The sequence below is a fragment of the Kribbella polygonati genome (genome assembly GCF_050320105.1).
GTDB lineage: Bacteria > Actinomycetota > Actinomycetes > Propionibacteriales > Kribbellaceae > Kribbella.
On record NZ_CP190129.1, the window covers coordinates 1473032 to 1494682 of the forward strand.

General features: G+C 70.0%; 19 protein-coding genes. 6 read left to right on the top strand and 13 right to left on the bottom strand.

Translation table 11 applies throughout. The features are described from left to right. Positions 1-16: 16 nt before the first annotated feature. The 3 genes from ACQHIV_RS06960 to ACQHIV_RS06970 form a co-directional block, all read right to left on the bottom strand. Positions 17-1981, bottom strand: a complete 1965-nt coding sequence (locus tag ACQHIV_RS06960) for a hypothetical protein (protein ID WP_427892627.1) — start codon at positions 1979-1981, stop codon at positions 17-19. Beyond that, entirely contained in the window at positions 1978-3828 is a 1851-nt protein-coding gene (locus ACQHIV_RS06965; protein ID WP_427892628.1) for a PQQ-binding-like beta-propeller repeat protein, read from the bottom strand. Before ACQHIV_RS06965 ends, ACQHIV_RS06960 begins: the two co-directional genes overlap by 4 nt. Positions 3829-3979: 151 nt before the next feature. Further along, entirely contained in the window at positions 3980-5194 is a 1215-nt protein-coding gene (locus tag ACQHIV_RS06970; RefSeq protein ID WP_427892629.1) for a helix-turn-helix domain-containing protein, read from the bottom strand. 85 nt (positions 5195-5279) lie between these two features. On the opposite strand from ACQHIV_RS06970, the gene ACQHIV_RS06975 reads away from it, so the two are divergent. After that, positions 5280-5894: a maleylpyruvate isomerase family mycothiol-dependent enzyme gene (locus ACQHIV_RS06975; RefSeq protein WP_427892630.1), complete on the top strand. Its 615-nt coding sequence runs from the start codon at positions 5280-5282 to the stop codon at positions 5892-5894. 3 nt (positions 5895-5897) lie between these two features. Here ACQHIV_RS06975 and ACQHIV_RS06980 read toward each other — a convergent pair whose 3' ends face one another. Genes ACQHIV_RS06980 through ACQHIV_RS07010 form a run of 7 tightly spaced genes read right to left on the bottom strand, consistent with a single transcriptional unit; the run spans position 5898 to position 12953 of the window. Next, the gene (locus ACQHIV_RS06980; protein WP_427892631.1) at positions 5898-6671 is read right to left on the bottom strand and encodes a hypothetical protein; all 774 of its coding nucleotides are present in this window, start codon (positions 6669-6671) and stop codon (positions 5898-5900) included. A 15-nt stretch (positions 6672-6686) separates the two neighbouring features. Beyond that, a complete protein-coding gene (locus ACQHIV_RS06985; protein WP_427892632.1) occupies positions 6687-7718 on the bottom strand; it encodes a glycoside hydrolase family 43 protein in 1032 nt (343 codons plus the stop codon). Positions 7719-7775: 57 nt separating this feature from the next. Continuing rightward, complete coding sequence (locus tag ACQHIV_RS06990) at positions 7776-8423, bottom strand: DinB family protein (protein WP_427892633.1); 648 nt, start codon at positions 8421-8423, stop codon at positions 7776-7778. Continuing rightward, positions 8383-8973 carry a dihydrofolate reductase family protein gene (locus tag ACQHIV_RS06995; protein ID WP_427892634.1) on the bottom strand — a complete coding sequence of 197 codons (591 nt, stop codon included), beginning with the start codon at positions 8971-8973 and terminating at the stop codon, positions 8383-8385. Before ACQHIV_RS06995 ends, ACQHIV_RS06990 begins: the two co-directional genes overlap by 41 nt. After that, entirely contained in the window at positions 8970-10172 is a 1203-nt protein-coding gene (locus ACQHIV_RS07000) for an FAD-binding oxidoreductase (RefSeq protein ID WP_427892635.1), read from the bottom strand. The genes ACQHIV_RS06995 and ACQHIV_RS07000 overlap by 4 nt, the downstream gene beginning before the upstream one ends. Next, positions 10153-10992, bottom strand: a complete 840-nt coding sequence (locus tag ACQHIV_RS07005) for a helix-turn-helix domain-containing protein (protein WP_427892636.1) — start codon at positions 10990-10992, stop codon at positions 10153-10155. The genes ACQHIV_RS07000 and ACQHIV_RS07005 overlap by 20 nt, the downstream gene beginning before the upstream one ends. Continuing rightward, complete coding sequence (locus ACQHIV_RS07010; protein ID WP_427892637.1) at positions 10992-12953, bottom strand: potassium transporter Kup; 1962 nt, start codon at positions 12951-12953, stop codon at positions 10992-10994. Before ACQHIV_RS07010 ends, ACQHIV_RS07005 begins: the two co-directional genes overlap by 1 nt. 76 nt (positions 12954-13029) lie before the next feature. On the opposite strand from ACQHIV_RS07010, the gene ACQHIV_RS07015 reads away from it, so the two are divergent. Together ACQHIV_RS07015 and cpt are read left to right on the top strand one after the other, a co-directional pair. After that, complete coding sequence (locus ACQHIV_RS07015) at positions 13030-14289, top strand: MFS transporter (protein WP_427892638.1); 1260 nt, start codon at positions 13030-13032, stop codon at positions 14287-14289. Further along, a complete protein-coding gene (gene cpt / locus ACQHIV_RS07020; protein WP_427892639.1) occupies positions 14286-14813 on the top strand; it encodes a chloramphenicol phosphotransferase CPT in 528 nt (175 codons plus the stop codon). Before ACQHIV_RS07015 ends, cpt begins: the two co-directional genes overlap by 4 nt. 499 nt (positions 14814-15312) lie before the next feature. Here cpt and ACQHIV_RS07025 read toward each other — a convergent pair whose 3' ends face one another. Both ACQHIV_RS07025 and ACQHIV_RS07030 read right to left on the bottom strand, forming a co-directional pair. Then, positions 15313-16983, bottom strand: a complete 1671-nt coding sequence (locus tag ACQHIV_RS07025) for a DUF222 domain-containing protein (protein ID WP_427892640.1) — start codon at positions 16981-16983, stop codon at positions 15313-15315. A gap of 353 nt (positions 16984-17336) precedes the next feature. Beyond that, positions 17337-17942, bottom strand: a complete 606-nt coding sequence (locus ACQHIV_RS07030; RefSeq protein ID WP_427892641.1) for a TetR/AcrR family transcriptional regulator — start codon at positions 17940-17942, stop codon at positions 17337-17339. 62 nt (positions 17943-18004) lie between these two features. Here ACQHIV_RS07030 and ACQHIV_RS07035 point away from each other — a divergent pair, with 62 nt between their 5' ends. From ACQHIV_RS07035 to ACQHIV_RS07045, 3 genes are read left to right on the top strand one after another with little or no spacing between them, the layout of a single operon-like run. Continuing rightward, complete coding sequence (locus ACQHIV_RS07035) at positions 18005-19006, top strand: hypothetical protein (RefSeq protein WP_427892642.1); 1002 nt, start codon at positions 18005-18007, stop codon at positions 19004-19006. Continuing rightward, positions 19006-19950 (top strand): aldo/keto reductase, encoded by a 945-nt coding sequence (locus ACQHIV_RS07040; protein ID WP_427892643.1) that lies wholly within the window; start codon positions 19006-19008, stop codon positions 19948-19950. The genes ACQHIV_RS07035 and ACQHIV_RS07040 overlap by 1 nt, the downstream gene beginning before the upstream one ends. Before the next feature lie 16 nt (positions 19951-19966). Beyond that, the gene (locus ACQHIV_RS07045; RefSeq protein ID WP_427892644.1) at positions 19967-20551 is read left to right on the top strand and encodes a TetR/AcrR family transcriptional regulator; all 585 of its coding nucleotides are present in this window, start codon (positions 19967-19969) and stop codon (positions 20549-20551) included. Here the strand turns inward: ACQHIV_RS07045 and ACQHIV_RS07050 are convergent. Beyond that, on the bottom strand, positions 20538-21635 hold the full coding sequence (locus ACQHIV_RS07050; protein WP_427892645.1) for an aldo/keto reductase: 1098 nt from the start codon (positions 21633-21635) through the stop codon (positions 20538-20540). The genes ACQHIV_RS07045 and ACQHIV_RS07050 overlap by 14 nt on opposite strands. Positions 21636-21651: the final 16 nt, after the last annotated feature.

Sequence of the window (21651 nt, forward strand, 5' to 3'; positions counted from 1 at the left end):
TCCCTCCGTTGGTTGCTCAGGGCAATGGCAGTTGGACGAGGTCGCGGTCGGACAGGCCCCAGACGCGGTGCCCGGCGCCGCGGACCGGGGTCAGTTGCGGCACGGTGTACCAGCCGTCGCCGAGCTTGTTCACCAGCAGTTTCGCCGTACTCGGGCCGAGCTGGTACAGGTTTCCGCCGAAGTTCGTCTCACAGTAGACCCCGGTCCGGTCAACGAAGAGCTGCCCGTAGCCGGACAGCTTGTTCGCGCCTTTGACGACGGCGCCCGTCCGCAGGTCGTACGTGAACCACGAGCCGCTGGTCCGTTTCAGGACGCCGTACAGGACTCCGTTGTGTACGGCGACGCTCTGGACGGACCGTTCTCCGGCCAGCGGCTCGGCCGTCCACAGCAGCTCGCGCCGCGTGAGGTCGAACGCACCGATCGCGGCCGCGGTACGAGTCGGCGTGACGCCTCCGCCGCCGACCGCGTCGCCGCCGAGGTATGCGATCCCGTCGACGACGTGGACGGACATCACCGACTGGTCGGGCAGTACGCCGTAGTGGACGTCCAGCTCGCCCGTTCGTACGTCGAGCAGTGTGAGTGCCCCGGTGAGCTTGCCGGGGCCCGGCGCGGACGCGATCGCGAGTAGCCGCGTCTTCTCGTCGTACGCCGCCTGCCAGGGGCGGATCTGGTCGTGGCCGATCTTCCCGAAGCTGTGTACGTCGTTCGTCCGCGGGTTCACCCGCACGACCTCGGTGCTCGGGTACAGCGCGGTGTAGAGCTCGCCGCGGATCCAGTTGAGCGTCTTGGCCTCGCCCGCGACCCGGAGCCGGCGGACCTGGTCGCCGGCGTGCTCCGAGATCACCCAGTGGCCGCCGACGTACAGGTTCGGTTCGCCGAGGACGATCGACTGCGGCTTGTCCGGCGCGGGCTCGAACCCGGCGTCGACCAGGTCGAGCAGCTCGAACTCACCGGTCCGTACGTCGAGCCACCACAGCACGCCGGAACCGGTCGAGCCGAGCAGCGTGTCCTCGTCGAGCAGAACGATCCGGCGATGCTCGTCCTCCGGCGCGGGCGTCCCCACCGCGGTCAATGCTGTGTCGGAGAGGCCGCACTTCCACACCGTGCCGGAGGTGCGGGTCGTGAGGTACGCCGTACCGTTCGCGGCGACGGTGATCGCGTCGACGCCGGTCTCGCCGGCAGGCAGGGGCACGCTCCGTACGTCGGTGCCGTCGAGGGCCATGCTGAGCAGCGCCTGGCCGCTGCCGGCGTAGATCCGGTCCGGCGCGGCTGCGAGCGGGCCGAAGTTCTGCCCGCGGGAGGCGGCCGGGGTGAGGTCGCGGAACGTCTGCGTGGTGCGGTCGTATCCGACGAGCTGCGAAGGCGTGTAGATGCCGGCGTACACATAGTTGCCCGCGGCACCGACGTACCGGCCGTACTGCGCTCCCGGGACGGGGGCGCCGAGTTGGGTGGGTGTGTTTGTCGCGGGGTCGATGTGCCAGACGGCGCCGTTCGGGTAGCTGACCGCGTACACCTGGCCGTCCGGGGCGGTCGTCAGGTCCCAGACGAAGCCGCCGGCACCGGCGAGGCTGCCGACGCGGGTCACGGAGCCGTCCGCCGGGTCGAAACAGTAGACGTCGGCGACCGGGTAGAGGCCGGCGTACACCTTGCCCGCGGCAACGGTGATGCCCCAGCCGCCCTCACCGACCGGGAGTTCGACGGTTCGCGTGACGCGCTTCGTGGCCAGGTCGACCTCGGTCAGCCGGGGCGGCACGATGCCGCGGCTGATCACGTACGCGCGGCCGCCGAGCACGGCCATCGCGACCACGGCGGCGGTGGTCACCGCGGGGCCGTGGCTGGTGAGGGCGGACCCGTCCACAGGGAGGTCCGAGAGGCCGGCGGCGCCTTCGACGGGACCGGCCGCCTCGGCGGCCGGGCGGAGAAGGGGGAGTGCGCTGCTCGCGAGTGCGCCTGCGAGCGCGGTTCGGCGGGAGAGCGTCATCGGAGGCCGCCGATGCGGATCAGGTTGCGGCCCTTGATGGTGTAGAGGGCGTCGCCGTTGGGGGAGGTGGTGATCAGCGGGTAGCTGTAGATCTGGGCGCCGAGCCCGTCGAGGACGGTCGTCACCGTGGTGCCGTCGACCTTGAACACTCTTGTGCTGTCTGTCCCGTACAGACCGCTGCGGGCGATCGTCAACCGGCTCTGCCCGGCGCCGATCGTGGTGGACGCGAGCAGCTTGCCGGTCTGTGGATCGAGTACGGCGAGCCGGCCCTCGTCGGTGGTTGCGTAGAGCTTGCCGCGATACACGACGACGTCGCTGTAGCTCTGCGCCTTCGCCAGCGGGGCCGTCTCCCAGAGCGTCTTGTTCGTCCGCAGGTCGAACGCGACAACGGTTGCCTGCGGCAAGATCGGGTCCGTGCCGAGGCTGTTCCGCGTCGCCCCGCCGAGGTACGCGATCCCGTCCGCGGTGGTCACCGAGCGGACCGACTGCCGCGGTACGACGCCGCGGTGGACCTCGCGCTGCCCGGTGTCGAGGTGCTGCTCGACCAGCGTCCCGTCGTACTTGCCGTAGTCGGGTTCGGTGGAGATCAGCCACGTCCGCGAGCGTTCGTCGTACGCCTCGTCGGTCGGGCGGGTCTGCTCGTTGCCGATCTGCCCGAGCTCGTGCAGCGCCGTACCGTCGGGCTTCATCTGCCAGAGCCTGGCCAGCGTGTAGACGCCCAGGTAGACGCTCTGGCCGACCGGAGTCATCGTCTTCGCTTCGCCGGGGAGGAACGTGCGGGTGCTGGCGCCGGTCGCGAGGTCGTGGACCTGGATGCCGGCCTTGCCGCTGACCAGGACCGACGACCGGGTCGCGGTGATCGCCATCGCCTGTTCGGGCGCGGGCGGCAGACCGGCCTGGCCGAGGTCGGTGCCGGTGAACTCCCCGGTCGACTCGTCGAAGTCCACGACCTGGCTGGTCAGCTCGGCCCGGATGGTGCTGCCCGCGACGAAGATGCGGTTGAAGTAGGCGCCGTCGTACGGCGAGCCCAGCCGCGTCAGCGTGTTGTCGCGGTACCGGTAGAGGGTGCCCGACGGGCGGGTGCCCAGGTAGATGTCGGGCCCGTCGAGGGTGATCGCGGTGATGTACTGGTCGCCGCCCGGGGTCTGCACCTCGACCGGGTTGCTGAGGTCGTTCGTGTCGTAGACCAGCATCGTGCCGGTGGGGGAGAGACTCGCGGCGAGCTTCGTGCCCTCGAGCGCGAGCGTGGCGACGAACGTCCGGTCCGCGTACTTCGCCGGCAGGATCTCGCGGCGGTCGCCGGTCGCGCGGTCGATCGCGATCAGGTGCGCCTTGGTGCCGACGCCCGCGTAGATCGTGGTCGCGTCGGCGGCGATGCTCCGGACGTACTGCTCACCCGGGGCGGCGCCGTACGACCTGGTCGCGCCGGTGGCGGGGTCGTACTCGTGGACCGCGCCGTCGGGGTAGGTGCCGGCGACGAGCTTGCCGTCCGGGGTCGCTGCGATCGACCAGATGAACGAGCCGAACTGGGCGACCTTCGTGGCCGTGCCGGTGGTGGTGTCGATCTTGTAGACGTCGCCGGGCGTGTAGAGCCCGATGTAGAGGTCGGTGCCGACGTGCGTCATCGCCCACGCGCCGGCGCCGGTCGGCAGCGAGAGCTTGCGGTCGACGGTCCTGGTCGCGGGGTCGAACGCGCCGACCTGGACGGGGGAGACGCCGGAGGTGATGGTCCAGATCCGGTCGCCGACCTGCTCGGCGACGCTGGTCGAGGTGACGGCGGACGCCGGGCCGAGGTCGGTTACGGTCGGGGCCGCAAGTTGGGCGTCGGCCGGCGCGGAAACGGTCACGAATCCTGTGCAGCTGAGCAGAAGAGTGATCAATCCCCGTGCGAATCGCTTGCCCACAAGGCCTCCCGGGACAGTGCGCACCGAATTACGGTCATGGCTGAAATTAGCCGGACGTGCGTGAGCGCGTCAACCGTTCGGGAAACAAAACGGTCTACAGGTGAACCCGGTACACGACCAGCGGCCGGCCGCTGCCGGTGCCGAGCTGGGTGCCGGTGGCGTCCGCGAGGCCGGCCCGCTCGAGCCGGTTCAGTACGCGCCGGGCGGTCCGTGGCTGGATGCCGAGATGATCGGCGACCGAGCGGGTGGTGAGCCCGTCGTCCGGGGTGGCCCGGACGAGTTCCTGGAGGCGTTCCAGGGTGGCCTTCGACAGGCCGGCGCGCTGGGCGAGCAGCTGGAGTTTCGACCGTTGCTGCGCACGGGGCGGGGCGCCGCCGACCAGGACGAGGTCGATGTCGTTGCGCAGCGACACGACGGCCGCCGTACGTCCGGCCGTCTTCGCCCGCCCGAGCGCGCGGCGGGCGAGGACCTCGGTCTCGGTGCCGGAGCCGCCGATGCCGAACCCGATCCGGACCGGGCCGAACTGCTCCTTCAGCCGGGTCAGCATGCTCAGCTCGGTGAACGCCGCGGTCGCCTGCTCGAGCGGACCGCGGGTCGCGATCACCAGCCAGCGTTTGTCGTCGTACCGGAGCACGCTACCGCCGAGCGAACCGGCCTCGCGGCGCAGGGCGCTCTCGGCGTCCGGGGAGATCTCGACCAGGCCGAGCGCGATCTGCGCATCGTCACTGCGCAAGGCGTCATGAACGAGCAGCAGGCTGTTCACCGCGGCGCGCACCGAGTGCACCGACGGCGCGAGCCGCACCGTGGTCTGCTCGGTCCGGAGCTTCTCGTACGCCGACCGCAGACAGGTGATCGCCACCTCGGCCTTGGCCTGCCGGTGGAACGCGACGATGTCGTCGAGGCTCAGCCCGGGCCGGTACGGCAGTACCCGCACGCCGCGCATCGGCAGCCCGACCTCGTCGAACGTCTCCCGGACATCGGCCTCGTCGAGTACGTCGATACTCAGCGACCGTACGTCGTGACCCTCGCTGAGCAACTGCACCAGCGTCCGCATCAGCGTCGCGCCGGTGTACTCGACGTGCGCGGCCGGGCGGTCGAGCAGGTCCTGGGCGGCGGCGATCTGGTACGGGACGACACCGGTGAACAGCCAGGCGTCGACGCTGCCCGGTGCGTCGGCCATCACCTTCGGCGTGTCGGTCTCCCGGCGGTACCGCAACGGGACGACCTCGACACCGCGCAGCCCCTTGATGATCCGGCTGCTGGAGGTGACCAGGTCCGACGGCCCCACCACTCCGATCGTCGTCACCATGCGCAGGTCCCCTCCATGCGGGCCAGTCTCGCCACAAGACCCCACCGCTGCAAGAACCCGCGCCGTCGTGGGCTACGTTCCAATCATGGACCGGGTTCTGGACTGGATCGACGAGGGTACGGCGCTGTGCCGCGGAGCACTGGCCGACCTGGAGGCGCCGTCGCTGCTGCCGGGGTGGTCGCGACGCCACGTGGCCGCCCACCTCGCCCTGAACGCCGAGGCCCTCGGCAACCTCGTGCACTGGGCCCGCACCGGCGAGGAACGGCACATGTACCCGTCCGCGGACGCCCGCAACGCCGACATCGAGCAGGCCTCGTCGCGGCCCGCGGACGAGCTGCGGACCTGGTTCGACGAGGCGTGCGCCGTACTGCGTTCGTCGATGGCGAGCCTGACCGACGCCCAGTGGCAGACCCAGGTCCTGACCTCGCGCGGCGCCCCGATCCCGGCCACCGAGGTCCCGTGGATGCGCTCCCGCGAGGTCATGATCCACGCCGTCGACCTCGGCACCGGCATCACCTTCGCCGACCTCCCGCCCGACTTCCTCACCCGGCTGTGCGACGACATCCGCACCTCCCGAGGCGACGTACCGGAGGTCCGCGGCCCCCTCCCGGAGGTCGCGGCGTATCTCTCCGGCCGCCCGTACGCCGAGGTCACGGGCGCGGACGGCGCTCCCGCCGAACCGCTCCCGGCCTGGCTCTGACCGCTACGGCGCCGGGATCGTCAGCTTGATCTGGACGGCGTCGTGGCCGTCGCTGACCTGGCCGAGTGAGGTCAGACAGCAGTCGGCCAGCTGGCGTGAGTACATGAAGCCGTCGATGCGCTCGCCGGTGTCGGGGCCGTTGGGCCGCAGATCGGAGCGGGAGCCGATCGAGTTCGGGTCGGCGTCGACGGTCTTGTTCCAGTCGGCGCCGAGGACGGTGAACATGTCGGTGCGCTGGACGAAGGCGACGACGTTGTCGGACATCCGGTCGTACGGGCTGCCCGGCCCGGTCTGGCACCGCGGCGGCGGCATGTGCAGCGAGGCGATGCGGACCCAGCGGCCGTTCGTGAGCTTCACCTTCAGCTTCGCGATCCAGCGCGTCATGATGCCGCCGCCCGGGCAGGAGCCGGCGTCGACACCCTTGACCAGATCCCAGTCGTCCAGGTCCGTGGCCACGGAGCGACGGATCAGGACGGCGCTCCCGAGGCGGTCCTCGGAGTCGTTCTCGTTCGCGACCGTGCCGTGCCGGATGATCCACGTCGAGGTGTCGACGAAGTCGGCCAGCTTGAGGTTCTTCGCCTCCTGCAGGAACACGATGTCGGCGTTCGGGGCGATCAGGTTCCGCCACTTGGCCGGAGTGTTCTCCGGGTGGGCGAAGTCGACGTTCGCGGTCACGAACCGCAACGTCACGGCCTGCGCGGCCGAGGCCTGCGGGATGAACAACACGCCGGCGATCGTCGCGAGGACGGCTGCCAGCAGGAGGGGTCTGCGGCGCATCTGGGGCACCTTTCGTCAGAGGAAGGCACCGACGGACGGCGTCGCGTCGGCGGACCAGTTGAGGATCGCGGCGTATAAGACGCGGCGATGGGCGACACCGTTCCGGAGCTGGTCGTCGGTGCACGGCGACGTACCGGTGCCGCAGACCCAGCCGTGCAGGAAGATCCGCCAGCCGCCGTCGAGGGACGGCGTGACATCCGCGCCGCCGGGGCCGCACAGGCCGGTGCCGGACGAGGTCATCAGCGTGTGCTCGGTCGCGGCGGCGAAGCTCCAGCGGTTGGTCGAGCGCAGCCAAGCGGTGGCGTAGCTGCAGTTGTCGTAGCCGTAGCGGGACGCCAACAGGACAAACTGCGATCCGCGCTGCACCATCGTCGGGTTCTCGATGATGCCGTCGCGCTGGAGCAGCTCGCGACTGTCGCCGGAGGCCTTGTGTGTACCGGCGGCGTTGAGCGGGACCATGCGCAGCGACGACGGGATCTGCTGCGTCTTGTAGAGCAGGAACCGGTTGCCGTTGCTGTCCTGGAACGGCGACGGGTCGATCACCCCCGCGGCCGCGATCGGCCGACCGGGCACACCGTCCTCGCCGCCCTGCCGTCCGCCGGGGCAGACGAGCGGTGCGTCGCCGAGCGGGGCGTACGGCCCGCCGGGAGTGGTCGACGTGGCGACCCCGATGCAGCGTTGCCCACCGAAGTCCTTCGCAACAGCCGAGTAGTAGAGCACGTACCCGGCCGAGGTGTGCCAGGCGTCCGGCGCCCACACGTCAGGCGCACTGTCCATCCACGCAGGGACACTCGCCAACGCCGACCCAACACTGTGCCAAGGCCCACCAGCCGTATCACCCCGACTGACCCGCCCCTTAGGGCCGGTGCTGAACACAAAGAAGTCGCCGTTGACCCGAAGCACACCAGGATCCGCAACCGACGCGTCATACACCGGCCCAGGCACCGCAGCCTCCGCCGGCAACACAGTCAGCAACGAGCCGAGAAGCGCAACCAGAACAGACTTCAACATGCGGCCTCCCAGGGGCGTGGGACCAGTCGCCCACATCCTGAGGCCAATCACTTACCGGTACAAGACCACAACCTGAACTTTTTCCACCTGGAGTTAAGAGCGGTTCCGCGCCCGGAACTCCTCCCACACCGCCGGGTCGTATCCGGGCAGCCCGCGGACGTACGCCATCCACGTGTCCCGGTCGATCTCACCGGTGATGCGGGCGCGGTACATCCGCAGGTACTCCTCGTCGTCCGGCGACATCGGATCCCCCGGACGGCTGCCGACCCGGCCGTCGGTCAACTCCCGGACGACGTCCGCATGACCGGTGTGCCGGGTGGTGTCGACCAGCACGGTGAGGATCATCTCGCGCAGGGTCACCGCGTTCCCCGAGTGATGCGTCCCGGTCGCGTCCAGCTCGAGCGCCCCGATCGACCGCGCGCCCGCCGCACAGGCCCGCCGGTACGCCGCGACGAGCTCCTCGACCGACTCGTCCGGAGTCGCCCACAGATCGAGCCCGAAGAACAGCTCCTCGTCGTCGAGCCCGTCGGACATGCCGTCGCCGGCCTGCTCCTGCCCGAACGCCGCGACCAGATAGCCGTAGGTGATCCCGGTCAGGTGCTTGACGATCCCGATCAGGTTCGTCCCGGTCGGCGTCATCGGCCGCCGGAGTGCGTCGTCGCTCAGCCCCTCGACCTTCCAGAGCAGGGAGCGTTGGACCTCATCCAGGTGTTGGAGCAGGAGTGTCTTTTCGGGGGGCATTCGCGACACGGTAGCGAAGGTGGGTGACGTCTCGGGCGGCCAGTTGCCGGAGGTTTTCGAGTTCGATGTAGTCCGGGGGGAGGTTGTCGAAGAGGCGTCGGCCCTGGCCGAGGAGGACGTTGACGACGTGGAGTTCGAGTTCGTCGAGGAGGCCGGCGCGGAGTAGGGCCTGGGCGACGCCGGCGCCGTGGACCAGGACGTCTCGGTCGCCCGCGGCGGCTTTGGCCCGGGCGGCGCAGTCCGCGACGTCGGTCACGTAGACGGCCGTTCCGGGAGGTACGTCGTCCGCGTGATGCGTGAGGATGAACATCGGTACGCCGTCGTGGTGGTCGCCGTTCCACCGGCCGGCGTGCTCGTACGTACGGCGTCCCGCGATCAGCGCGCCGGTCGCGAGCGCCTCGGCGTACACCTGGCCGCTCGGGCCGTCGGAGTTGCGGTCGTCGAGCCAGTTGAACAGCCGGAAGCCGCCGCGCCCCATCGGCTCGTCGACGCTGTCGTCCGGCCCGACCACGAAGCCGTCGAGCGACATGCTCATGTACAGGCGGATCATCGGGCACCTCCGAGTGCCTGGGGAAACGTGAAGACGTTCGTGGGATCGTACGTGCGCTTGAGGCTCACCAGACGCTCGTAGTTCGCGCCGTGGTACGCCGTACGCCAGTCCGGTACGTCGGGGTCCGGGAAGTTCGGGTAGACATGCCCGGACGCGTGCGGGTGCGCGACGGACCAGGACCGGCGTACGGCGTCCCGGTCGGTGCCGGCGTGCTCGAGGAGGAAGCGTTCCTCCCGGTGGGCGAAGGCGGTGGCATCGACCGGGACCCGGTTGTACGCGCCGCCCATCGGAGTGAAGTTCAGCTCGCAACCCGTGCCGAGGAGCTCGTCGACCACCGCGCGGGGGAGTGCGGTGCGGACGAACTCGGACTTGCTGTGCACCACGCGCTCATCGCCCTCCGCCAGACTCGCCTTGAGCTCCGGCCAACTGAGATCGTCCCGTACGTCGACCTCGCTGCCGGCGAACGGCCCGGGATCAAACCCGTCAAGGCTCGCCCCGAACACCTCCACGCGATCACCCGTCACGGTCAGGCTCGCGGTCACGTCGTCGGACGCGTCCGGCGCCCACTCCTGCCAGGCGCCGATCACCTCCGCCGCACGCTCCCGCGCCCACCTGATCCGGAACCGGGTCGCGGCCGGCGACGGTACGGCGTCGAACACCAGCGCCGTGACCACCCCGAACTGCCCGCCGCCCGCACCCCGCAACGCCCACAGTAACTCCGCGTCACCGCGCACAACGTTGCCGTCAGCAAGCACCACCGTCGCGTCGGCCAGCCGGTCGCAGGTCAGCCCGTACCGCCGTCCCAGCAGCCCGAGCCCGCCGCCGAGCGTCAGCCCCGCGATCCCCACCGTCGGGCCGCAGCCGGCCGGAATCGTCAGCCCGTGCTCGTGCAGCCCGCGATACACCTCCGCGAGCCGGGCCCCGGCCCCGATCGTCGCCCTCCCGTCCGTCACCGCCACACCGGCCAGCGCGGACAGCTCGATCAGCAACCCGGTCGTGGACGACCGCCCGGCAAAGCAGTGCCCGCCGCCGCGAGGGACCACCGGCAGGCCACGCGATCGACCGTACGCGAGGGCTTCCGCGACGTCGCCGGTCGACGCGCACCGAGCGATCACGGCCGGCCGGACACCGTCGTACCGCGGCTGCGCCGGCCGCCGGAGTACGTCGTACAGCTCGTGGTCAGGCCCGATCAGTTCCATCCGCCGACGGTAGAACGGCAACCGCCCGACGGGCTTGAACGAAACGTGCGCCCAGGAACGGCGCCCACGACGCGGTGTGGTCGTGGCCGCAGTCGCACCGGTCGGCCTTGTCGCCGAGGAGGTCCCGCGGCGTCACCCCGGCCAGCCGTACGCACTCTCGGGTGAGGTGAGCGTGATCGGCGTACCCGACCTCGGCCGCGAGATCCGCGAGCCCGTTCCCGAAACCGGCCTGCGCCAGCGCGAGGTACCCCTGGAAGCGGAGCGTTCGTTGCAGCGTCTTCGGCCCGACCCCGGTCGACGTCAGGCAGCGGCGCCGGAGCTGGCTCTCGGACAGCGACAGGTCGTCCGCGAGCGTCGCGATCGGGGCCGGCTCCCACGGCATCAACCGGCGTACCAGCTCCGCCACCACCGGATCCGGCCGCAGCTCGTGCCGCGCGAGAAACCGCTGTACGCCGAGCAACGCCAGCCGCGGACTCGCCGCATCCGCCACCATCGACCCGATCACGTCCGCGAGCGGCCCGCACAGGTCGACCGCGCAGTCCACCAGTTCGTCGGCCGGTACGCCGAGCAGCCGCGTCCCCACGCCCGGCATGAACCGGACGCCGACGATCGTGGTCCGCGGCGGGATCACCTGCAGCTGCGCCCGCGTCAACGGCCCGATCAGCCGCGGTACGCCGCCGACCGGGCAGTGCAGCTCGACGCCGCCCGTCGGCAGGTCCCGCTGCGGGTACGGCTCCGGGCCGGTGCGCTGGATCCAGACCGTACGGACGAGACCGGCCAGTGCGGGCACCGGCGCGCTCTCGTCGTACGTCTGGGTCATCAGACCTCGATGTGCGAACCGATGATGACCGTGCGGTCGCGGGGGAGGCTGAACGCCTCGGCGGCGTCTGCGGTGATGTGCGACGTGGCGAGGAACAGCTGTTTGCGCCAGCCCGCCATCGTCTTGGCCTTGCCGCGCCGGAGCTCGATCTTCGAGAGGAAGTACGACGCCCGGTCGAGGTCGAGCGGTCCCTCGGACTCGGCCGGATCCAGCAGCGCCAGCGCGGCCGGTACGTCGGGGCGCTCCATGTAGCCGAACTTGATCGTCACGTGCGTGATGCCGTCGTCGCCGTACCCGAGGTCGTTCACCGTGACCCGGTCCTCCTCGGCGACCCGCGGTACCGGTTCGGTGTCGATCGCGACGATCACCACGTGCTCGTGCCGGACCTCGTTGTGCTCGACGTTCGCGCGCAACGCCAGCGGGGCGCTGACGCCGCCGCGGTTCAGGAAGATCGCCGTACCGGGGACCGTGCGGACCGCCAGCTTGCCCGAGCTCAGCTCGTCGATGAACTCCTGCAGCGAGCCCTCGGCGCGCTCCCGCTCCCGGGTGACGACCTCGCGGCCGCGCTGCCACGTCGTCATCACGGTGAACGCGGTGAGCGCGATCAGCAGCGGCAGCCACGCGCCGTGCAGCAGCTTGGTCAGGTTCGCCGCGATGAACAGCCCGTCGATCAGCAGCAGCGGTGTGGCGCCGGCGATGATCACCCACTTCGGGATCTTCCAGCGGTAGTGCGCGACGTAGAAGAACAGCAGCGTGGTGATGCTGATCGTCCCGGTCACGGTCATGCCGTACGCGTACGCCAGCGCGGCCGAGCTGCGGAACGCGAAGATCAGCGTCAGCACCGACACGAACAGCAGCCAGTTGACGAACGGTACGTAGATCTGGCCGATCGTGGTCGCCGACGTGTGGGTCACCCGCAGCCGCGGCAGGTACCCGAGCCGGGCGGCCTGCGCCATCACCGAGTAGGCGCCGGTGATCACGGCCTGCGATGCGATCACGGTCGCCGCGGTCGCGAGCAGCACCAGCGGGAGTCGGCCCCAGCCCGGGACCAGCAGGAAGAACGGGCTGCTGATGTTCTCGTGGTTCTTCAGGATCAGCGCGCCCTGGCCCATGTAGCTGAGCGTGAGGGCCGGCAGTACGAGGAACAGCCAGCCGCGGCTGATCGCCTTCCGGCCGAAGTGGCCCATGTCGGCGTACAGCGCCTCGGCGCCGGTGATCGACAGCACGACCGCGGCGAGCGCGAAGAACGCGATGTGGAAGTGCCCGGCCAGGAACGAGATCGCGTACGTCGGGGAGAGCGCCTTGAGGATCTGCACGTGGGTGAAGATGCCGCCGATTCCGGCTGCGCCGATCACCGCGAACCAGACGATCATCACCGGCCCGAACGCCCGGCCGATGGACTCGGTGCCGCGGCGCTGGACCATGAACAGCCCGACGATGATCACCGCGGTGATCGGGACCACGTACTCGCCCAGCGACGGCTGCACGGTCTTCAGGCCCTCGACCGCGGACAATACCGAGATCGCCGGGGTGATCATGCCGTCGCCGAAGAACAGCGACGCGCCGAACAGGCCCACCGTGGCCAGCACCGCGGCGGCCTTCCGGCCCGGGTGCGTCTCCCGCCACTTGCGCAGGAGCGTGATCAGCGCGACCACGCCGCCCTCGCCGTTGTTGTCCGCACGCATCGTGAGCATGATGTACGTGACGGTGACGATGATCATCACCGACCAGAAGATCAGCGACACCACGCCGTACACGTTGTTGTCGTTGAGCGGCACCGGGTGCGGATCCGCCGGGTTGAACACCGTCTGCAGGGTGTAGATGGGGCTGGTGCCGATGTCACCGAACACGACACCGAGCGCGCCGACGATCACGGCCAGCCTCGCCGTGTCGTGTGCTGCGCTGTGCCCCGTCGGATGCCCGGGGCTTTCGTCGGCGCTGGGCGCCTGCTGATCCGTCACGGCACGGGACGATACCCGCCCCGGGAGCTATCGGAGTGCATGTCGAGCCGACGACCCCGGCTCCGACGTACCGGACATGACAGCCGAACGGGTACTGCGCACCTACCTGACGCTGGTCGCGGTGTCGACCGGGGCGTCGTCGATGATCTGGGGCATCAACACGCTGTTCCTCCTGGACGCAGGCCTGAACGTCGCACAGGCGTTCGCCGCGAACGCGTTCTTCACCGTCGGGATGGTGCTGTTCGAGGTCCCGACCGGGGTGGTCGCCGACACCATCGGCCGGCGGGCGTCGTACCTGCTGGGGACGGCGACGCTGTTCGGTACGACACTGCTGTACCTGTGGCTGTGGCGTGTCCACGCCGGGTTCGGGTGGTGGGCCGTGGTGTCGGCGCTGCTCGGGCTCGGGTTCACGTTCTTCAGCGGGGCGACCGAGGCGTGGCTCGTCGACGGGCTGCACGCGACCGGGTACGAAGGGTCGCTGGACGCGGCGTTCGCGAAAGGGCAGGTGGTGAACGGGGTCGCGATGATGGCCGGCTCGATCGGCGGCGGCGTACTCGCCCAGCTGACGAACCTCGGCACGCCGTACGTCGCCCGAGCACTGTTGCTGACGGCCACGTTCGCCGTCGCCTGGCGCTCGATGCGCGACATCGGCTTCACACCCAAGACAGGCGTGTCCGTCCGCGGCGAGATGACCGGCATAGTCCGCTCCTCCCTCCACCACGGCCTCCACAACCCCCGAGTCCGCTGGGTGATCCTCGCCGGCCCCTTCACCGCAGGCGTCAGCGCCTACGGCTTCTACGCCGCCCAGCCGTACCTCCTACACCTCTACGGCCACACCACCTCGTACGCCATAGCCGGCCTCTCCGCCGGCATAGTCGCCGCCGCCCAGATAGCCGGCGGCCTCCTGGCCCCCCACCTCCTCCACCGACAAACAGGTGCGGCGGACCGGCGGGTGGGGGTGTTGATGGGGGCGATTGTGGTTTCCGGGGTGGTTATTGCCGGGATCGGGGTGGTGACGAGCTTCGGGGTCGCGCTGGTGTTGTTGATGGTGTGGGGGAGCATGTTCGCCGCGATGACTCCCGTCCGGCAGGCCTACCTGAACAGCCACATCCCGTCCGAGCAGCGCGCCACCGTCCTCTCCTTCGACAACCTGGTCGGCTCCGCCGGCGGGGTCGTCGTACAACCGGCCCTTGGCCGCGCCGCGGACGTGTGGGGCTACGGACCGGCGTACCTGATCTGCGCCGTCGTCCAGCTCCTCGCCGTACCGATCCTCAGCCTCGCCCGCCGTAAACCGGTCGAGACCGCCGACGCCGAACCTCTAGCCTTGCGCCCGTGACGGCGCGACTGATCATCATCAACGGCGGCTCGAGCTCCGGGAAGACCGGCATCGCCCGGAGACTGCAGGCCGTACTCCCGGACCCGTGGCTCGCGCTCAGCGTGGACGACTTCGTCGACGCGCTCCCCGCGGTGATGGACGGCGGCATCGAGTTCGGCCCGGACGGCGAGGTGTCGGTCGGCCCGGCGTTCCGCGCACTGGAGGCCGCCTGGACCGCCGGCATCGTCGCGATGTGCCACGCCGGCGGCCGCGCGATCGTCGACGACGTGTTTCTGGGCGGCGCCTCCTCCCAACAACGCTGGCGCGATGCGGCCGGAGACCTACCAACCGTCTTCGTAGGCGTCCACTGCACCCCCGAAGTAGCCGCCGCCCGCGAACTGTCCCGAGGCGACCGCACCCCCGGCATGGCCGAACAACAGGCGTACGTCGTCCACCAGGGCGTCACATACGACGTCGAGGTAGACAGCTCCCACACCGACTCGCCAACCCTCGCCCGCCAAATCGCCACCCACCTCAAAAGCTGACAACTCCCGCCTCACCGGGCGGTCGTGGCATGTGCCCACCAGCGGCCTTGAAGGCTACACCTGTCCAACTGGGCGATTGCGGCATGCGCTCACCAGCGACGATCTCGAAGGCTGACAACTCCCGCCGCGCCGGGCGGTCGCGGCATATGCCCACCAGCGGCCTCGAAGGCCGACACCACCTGTCCAACTGGGCGGTTGCGGCATGTGCCCACCAGTGACGATCTCGAAGGCTGACAACTCCCGCCGCACCGGGTGGTCGCGGTTCCCACCTGCCGTCGGCCTGAAGGGTGGCAGCACCTGCCCGGACTGGCAGGGTCGCGGGCGGGGGCCTCGTGTGGCTTAAGAGCTGACAAGCACCCGTGCAACCGGTCCGAGGCAGGCTGCCGCCTCGTTTGTGGGTCTGTGCTCACGGAGGCATTGCCCTCTTGACCAGCGGTTGCAGTGGCCAGCGCAGCCGCGGGTGTCCGACCCATCCACCGGCGGTGGATGGGTCGGCGGGTCAGATCGTCGCGAAAGGCGGTGAGCCGGTGGCGGGTTCCGTGGTGCGCTCGCCCCACACGGCGAAGCGGGCTGCGGCGGTGAGGGTTGCTTCGTCGGCCTTCCAGCGGCTGGTTCGTGCGGCGGGCACGGCTGTGTTGTCCCAGGGGGCGTCGGTCGGCTTCCCCGGATCAGGCGGTCTGGGGCTGGAGGCGGCGTCGGCCGGGCAGGCTGATCCGGCACCCGGTGGTGCGGGTGCGGAAGGGGTGTTGGGCGGTGGCTCGGCGGGCGGCGGGGGATCAGGGCGAGTCGGTTCAGCCGTCGTGGGTTCTGCGGAGGTTGAGCTCGCCCAAGCCGAGCGCGGGCCTGGCCGCCCGGGGGTTGGGGTAGCCGATGTGGGGCGGGAGCCAGGCTGGACGGGGATTGGGGTAGCCGATGTGGGGCGGGAGCCAGGCCGGACGGAGATTGGGATGGCCGCGGTGGAACAGGAACCGGGCTGCGCGGGTGTTGGGTCCGCCCAGGTGGGGCGGGCTACCTGGACTTCGCCGTCGGTGATGTTGATGCGCCAGCGGCCGTTGTGGAGGTCTACGTGGTGGCGGCGGCGCAAGAGGGTCAGGTTGTTGAGGGCTGTGGGTCCGCCGTCGAGCCAGGAGGTGAGGTGGTGGGCGTCGCACATCACCGGCGGCGCCGCACACACCACACAGCCGCGGTCGCGGGCGATGAGGGCGTGGCGGATGTGTCTGGTGACCAGGCGTTCGCGGCGGCCGACGTCCAGCGGTTCGGAGTTCGAACCGAGCACCAGCGGGATGACGTTCGCATCGCACGCCAGGCGCCGGATGGTCGCGGCGGACAGGTCGTCGCCGTAGACGGTTTGGCCGGTCGCGTGCGCGGTCGCCGACCTCAGGTCGTCCAGGTCGATCGTCACGGTGATGTTCGCCTTCGCGCCATGGCCCGCGGTGTCGGTGTCCCACGCGTTCGACGCGACCGTCAACGCGGCGGTCAGGGCGTCGGCCTGACGCTTGTCCCGCGGACGGGGATCATGCTCGCCGTCGACGGTCTTGTGCGGGCGGGCACCAGCATGCACGATCGCGCGCAGCAGCTCGGCGTTCTCGTTGGCGAGGTAGCCGCGGATCTTCACCCCGTTCTCCGCGGTACTCAACGTCAATGACTCGCGGGCGTAGGCCTTGTGTTCGTCGGGTTCGGGGCCGTCGGCGTCGATCCGGTCGCACAGGTGCTTGGCCGCGGCCCGCAGCTCCTGCGGGGTGTGGGTGGGGACGAGCCCGACCAGTTGCTGCTCGGTGACGTCGAGAGTTTCGACCGGGACCCGGTCGCGGACGCGTTCGAGTTCGGTGATGATCGCGGCCGCGTGACCGGTCTGCAGCTGGTGGACCGTGCCGTCGGCCGACACGACACCGTCGGTGAGGGCGGTGTTCACGGCCTGGTACTTGGGCAGGGCGCGGGCCAGGCGGACGTCGCGCCAGACTTCCGTGCGGTCGCGGCGGTGGCGCAGGGTCAGGAGTTCGACGGTGTCGCGGGCGCCGACTTCCTCGGGCAGGCCGTCGGCCTCGCAGCGGGCGATGAGTTGCAACTCGACGGATCGCAGGCGGACGATCTCGGCACGGACCTCATCCAGGGCAGGCAGCACCTCATGGTTGCTGATAGCAACCACTGTCCGTCCGCCGAGAATGTCCATGCCGATGACTGTAGCTGGCGGTTCCGACAGTTTTCAAAGCCGGGAACCCCTTATTTTTAAGGAGATTAGTTATCCACAGATTTGGGACCCACCCCATCGGCTGTGGAGACGGATTCTGTGGATTCCAGTTAGCTGGGGGTGTGGGTGGCGTTGACGCCGTCATCTCACACGACTACGACTAGCGCTGAAGGCACCTGTTAGCCCTTCCCATCGCAACCGCAGTACGCGCTAGCTCCTCCCTCGCAACCTTGGCACCTCCCTCGCAGCCGCCGCGGCCGTCAGTTCTTCGAGCGGACAGCACCTGTCAGCTCCTTCCTCACAGCACCTGTCATTCCTTCTCGGTCTCAGGTCGTTCAGCTGTGGAGTTGGGCGATTGAGGCGAGGGTGGTGATGAGGCGGGCGCGGTAGTCGGCTGCGACTACGGTCTCGTCTTCGGTGGCCAGGATTCGGCGGATGGCCTCGAGGTGGACGGTGCGTACGGCGGCCACGGTGAGGGCTGCGGTTAGTTGGGGATCGGCGACGCCGGTGTGGGCCATTGCGTCGGCGATCGCGTCTTCGAGGTGTTGGAGGAGTTCCCGGGCTCGGGCCTGGAGGGGGCGTGACTCTGCTACCACCTCCCAGAAGCGTCGGAAGCGTGCGCGGATCGTCGACAACGGATGCCCCTGGTCGGACAGTTCGATCAACAGGTCCGACAGAGCCGCGACCGCCGACGTACCCTCCGGCCGGTTGTTGATTGCGGCAACGACCAGTGCCTCGGCCTCCGGGTAGCGGTCGAAGAGGAGGTCCTCTTTGCGGGCGAAGTGGGCGAAGACGGTGGGCCGTGCGACGTCGGCCGCCTCGGCGATTTCGGAGACCGAGACGTCGTCGAATCCGCGCTCCAGGAACAGGCCGGTGGCGACGTCCGAGATGCGCGCCCGGACTTCGGCCTTCTTCCGCTCCCGGCGACCCTGATGCTCCACGGCCTAACCATACTGGATAAAAAGATGTACCGAGTATGGCGACCGGTTGTAGGCTGCCGACCATGGTTTCCATCGGGGTGAACTACGACACGGGCTTCGTGTACGGCGGCCGCAACACCCGCCGCCGCTTCGACATCGACGCGGTACGCAACGACCTGTCCGTGATCGCCGAGCAGCTGCACGCTCCGGCGGTCCGGATCTCCGGCGACGACCCGGACCGGCTGACGGCCGCCGCCGAGGCGGCACTCGCCGTCGGGCTGGAGGTGTGGTTCTCGCCGATGCCGGTCGACCTGGAGCCGACCGAGTTCGTCCCGTACCTGGCCGACTGCGCCGCCCGCGCGGAGGTCCTGCGGCAGAACGGCGAGGTCGTGATGGTCCTCGGCTGCGAGCTCACGCTGTTCTGCAAGGGGTTCGTACCGGGGGAGACCTCGCAGGAGCGGATCGCGCTGATGTCGGATCCGGCGACCTGGACCGACCCGGTGAAGGTCGCCGGGTTCCAGGCCGGACTGACCCGTTGGACCACCGTCCAGGCCGACCTGGCGGCCGCGGCCCGGAAGGTCTTCGGCGGCCGGATCACGTACGCCGCCGGCCTGTGGGAGGACGTGAACTGGGACCTGTTCGACATCGTCGCCGTCGACGCCTACCGGGACGCGCAGAACGCCGCGACCTTCACCGACGAACTGGCCTCGCGGCACAAGTGGGGCAAGCCGGTGGTGGCGACCGAGTTCGGCTGCTGCACGTACCGCGGTGCCGCCGACCGTGGCGGCCTCGGCTGGGCGATCGTGGACGCGAAGTCCGACCCGCCCACGCTCGACGGCCCGTACGAGCGACGGGAGGAGGAACAAGTGGAGTACCTGATGGACCTCGTCGAGGAGTTCGAACGGATCAACCTCGCCGCCGCGTTCTGGTTCAGCTTCGCCGGCTTCGAGCTGCCGCACCGCCCCGGCGATCCGCGGCACGATCTGGATCTGGCGGCGTACGGCCTGGTGGCCGTCGACGACGACGGGAACTGGACGCCGAAGCAGGTCTTCGGCAAGCTCGCCGAGCTGAACACGGACCGCTGATGGACCAGGTCCGGCTGGGCGGCACCGGCCTCAGGGTGTCGCGGATCTGCCTGGGGATGATGAGCTTCGGCACCGGCGGCGCCCGCGAGTGGCACCTCGGCGAGGAGGCGGCCGAGCCGATCGTACGGCGGGCCGTCGACGCCGGCGTGACGTTCTTCGACACCGCGGACGCGTACTCGAAGGGCACCGGCGAGGAACTGACCGGCCGGCTGCTGCGGAAGCTCTTCGCCCGCCGTGAGGACTACGTGCTCGCCACCAAGGTGTACTACCCGACCGGCCCCGGCCCGAACGACCGCGGCCTGTCCCGCAAGCACATCCTGGACGCGATCGACGCGTCCCTGAAACGGCTCGGCACCGAGTACGTCGACCTGTACCAGATCCACCGCTGGGACGACGAGACCCCGATCGAGGAGACCATGGACGCGCTCGCCGACGTCGTCCGGGCCGGAAAGGCGCGGTACCTCGGTGCGTCGAGCATGGCCTCCTGGCAGTTCGCGAAGGCCCAACGCGTCGCGCCGATCCCGTTCGTCGCGATGCAGAACCACTACAACCTCGTGTACCGCGAGGAGGAGCGCGAGATGATCCCGCTCTGCGTCGACCAGGGCGTCGGCGTGATCCCGTACAGCCCGCTCGCCCGCGGTCTGCTGGCCCGGACCGGCAGTACGGCGAGAGCCGGCAGCGACCCGGTCGCCGACGACCTGTACGGCGCGAACGACCGCGACGTGGTGGACGCCGTACATGCCCTGGCCGCCGAGCGCGACGTACCGCCGGCGCAGATCGCGTTGGCCTGGCTGATGGGGTCGGCCGGGGTGACCGCGCCGATCCTCGGTGCCACCAAGACGCGGCACGTCGACGACGGCGTGGCCGCGGCCGGCCTGGTGCTGTCGGCGGCGGAGCGGGCCCGGCTGGAAGCGCCGTACCGGCCCCATCCGGTGCTGGACTGAGGGGTACATTCGAGGTGTGCTGACGGCGAAGGGTGCGGCGACGCGGGACCGGATCGTGGCGGCTGCCGCGGCCGAGATCCGTGAGCGGGGGATCAACGCGGTGAAGCTGGACGACGTCGGCCGGCGCAGCCGGACCGGGAAGAGCCAGCTGTTCCACTACTTCCCGGACGGGAAGGAGCAGTTGCTGCTCGCGGTCGCCGAGCGCGAGGCGGAGCAGGTGCTCGAGGACCAGGAGCCGCACCTCGGGCAGCTGACCAGCTGGGACGCCTGGCGCGACTGGCGGGACGCCGTCGTGGAGAAGTACCGGCGGCAGGGCGTGAACTGCCCGCTCGGCGTACTGATCACCGAGATCGGCCGCCACACCCCGGCCGCACAGGCGGTGACCGGGCAGCTGCTCGCCCAGTGGGAGCGGCGGCTGCGGCAGGGGATCGAGCAGATGCAGGCGGCGGGCGAGATCCGTGCCGACGTGGATCCCGCCCGTGCCTCGGCCGCGCTGATCGCGGCGATCCAGGGCGGTGTCGCGATCCTGATGGCGTCCGGTTCCGCGACGCACCTGGAGTACGCGCTCGACCTGTGCCTGGACTACCTCAGCGCCAGTTGACCACCGGTGGGTGGTATCCGGCCGGCTTGTCCGCGACCTTCGCGCCCGTGCTGACCATCCAGCCCTGGTACTCCGGCGTGAACATCCGGTAGACCGACGACGGCGGTACGGCGCTCGCGTCGTCGAGCCGGGTCCGCAGCTCGGCCGGGAGTTCGAACCCGAGCGCCGCGATGCTCGATTCGAGCTGCGCCGGGTTGCTCGCGCCGACGATCGCGGACGCGACGCCCGGCTGGGTGGCGGCCCAGTTCACCGCGACCTGCGCCATCGTCACGCCGAGCTTGTCCGCGACGTCCCGAACCGTCGGCAGCAGGTCCCACTGCCGATCGGTCCAGCTTTGCCCGGCCGCGCCGTCCCCGGTCAACCGGCCCTCGCCGGCCATCCGCTTCGACTCGTCCCGCTGGTACTTCCCGGTCAGGAAGCCGCCGCCGAGCGGGCTCCACGCGGTCACGCCGAGCCCGAGCTGCTGCGCCATCGGCACGTGCTCGGTCTCGACCCCGCGCTCGATCAGCGAGTACGGCAGCTGCAGGCTGACCATCGGCGTCAGCGCGTGCGCGTCGGCCAGCGTCTGCGCGCGGGCGGCGTACCAGGACGGTACGTCGGACAGCCCGGCGTACCGGATCTTGCCGGACCGGGAAAGGTCGTCGAGGGTCCGCAGTACCTCGTCGACCGGGGTGATCCGGTCCCAGGTGTGCAGCAGGAACAGGTCGACGTAGTCGGTGCCGAGCCGGCGCAGCGAGTCGTCGAGCGCGCGGATCAGGTGCTTGCGGCTGTTTCCGCCCGCGTTCGGGTCGCCGGTGTCGACGCTGTTGGTCGCCTTGGTGGTGAGCACCATCCGCTCCCGGACGCCGGCCTCGGCGATCAGCCGGCCGACGATCCGTTCGCTCTCGCCCGCGGTGTAGAAGTCCGCGGTGTCGATGAAGTTGCCACCGGCATCTATGTAGGCGCGGAAGATGGCCCGCGCCTCGTCCTCGGTCTTGCCGTACGGCGCGTGGAAACCGTCCTGGCCGAAGTTCATCGTGCCCAGGGCCAGCCGGCTGACGCGCAGTCCGGACCGCCCGAGCAGGTAGTAGTCGTCAAGTGCCATGACCACAGCGTTGCTC